General features: G+C 68.1%; 1 protein-coding gene. It reads left to right on the top strand.

The genetic code is table 11. From position 1 onward, the window contains the following. The coding region (locus HMPREF2886_RS21695; RefSeq protein ID WP_139148417.1) for an amino acid adenylation domain-containing protein at positions 1 to 1,416 on the top strand (1,416 nt) is incomplete at both ends.

Raw genomic sequence — 1,416 nt, 5'->3', positions numbered from 1 at the left:
CGGCACACTGGCGCAACCTGCTGGAGGCGATCTGTCGCGAGCCGGCGCGTCGTGTTGGCGAGTTGCCGCTATTGGATCGTTCCGAGCGGGACCTGCTGCTGGCGCGCTGGGACCAGACCGGTGAGGACTATCCGAGCCGGCCGTTCGTCCACCAGTTGGTCGCGGAGCAGGCGCGTCGAGCGCCGGAGGCGATTGCGGTGCTGTTCGGCGAGCAGCGGCTGAGCTATGGCGAACTCGACAGCCAGGCCAACCGCCTGGCCCAGCGCCTGGTGGAACTGGGCGTGGGTCCGGAGGTGCGGGTGGCCATCGCCATGCGCCGTTCGGCGGAGATCATGGTGGCGTTCCTGGCCGTACTCAAGGCCGGCGGCGCCTACGTGCCGCTGGACATCGCCTATCCGGCCGAGCGCCTGCGCTACATGCTGGAGGATTGCGGCGCGGCGCTGGTGCTGACCCAGCGCGACGTGCTCGAGCGTCTGCCGTTGCCCGCCGGCCTGGCGAGCCTGGCGGTGGACGATCCGGGAGAATGGCAGGATCGTCCGGAGGGTGCGCCGGAGGTCGATCTGGCCGAGGAAAACCTGGCCTACGTGATCTACACCTCTGGTTCGACCGGCCTGCCCAAGGGCGTGGCGGTATCCCACGGACCGCTGGTGTCGCATATCCGTGCGACCGGCGAGCGCTACGAGACGAGCCCGGCGGACTGCGAGCTGCATTTCATGTCGTTCGCCTTCGACGGTGCTCATGAAGGCTGGATGCACCCGTTGATCAACGGAGCGCGGGTGCTGGTGCGCGACGACAGTATCTGGCTGCCGGAGGAGACCTATGCGCAGATGCATCGTCACGGTGTGACCATCGGGGTCTTTCCGCCGGTGTACCTGCAGCAACTGGCCGAGCATGCCGAGCGTGACGGCAACCCGCCGCCGGTGCGGGTGTACTGCTTCGGCGGTGACGCGGTGCCGCAGGCCAGCTACGAGCTGGCCTGGGAAAGCCTGCGCCCGGACTACCTGTTCAACGGCTATGGACCGACCGAGACGGTGGTCACGCCCTTGTTGTGGAAGGCGCGTCCGCAGGATCCGTGCGGTGCGGCTTACGCACCTATCGGTACCTTGCTGGGACGTCGCAGGGCCTATGTACTGGGCGCGGACCTGGACCTGCTGCCGCTGGGTCTGGCCGGTGAGCTCTACCTGGGTGGAGAAGGTGTGGCGCGGGGTTACCTGGACCGGCCGGCGCTGACGGCCGAGCGTTTCGTCCCGGATCCGTACGGCAACGGCGAGCGGGTCTATCGCAGCGGCGACCTGACCCGGGCACGTGCCGATGGGCTGGTGGACTACCTGGGGCGTGTCGACCACCAGGTGAAGATCCGGGGTTTCCGCATCGAGCTGGGTGAGATCGAAGCGCGCCTGCTGGAGCAGGAGTGCG

The organism is Pseudomonas sp. HMSC066A08, from assembly GCF_001813025.1.
In the GTDB taxonomy this organism is placed as follows: domain Bacteria; phylum Pseudomonadota; class Gammaproteobacteria; order Pseudomonadales; family Pseudomonadaceae; genus Pseudomonas; species Pseudomonas aeruginosa.
This window is presented reverse-complemented; position numbering and strand designations above follow the sequence as displayed.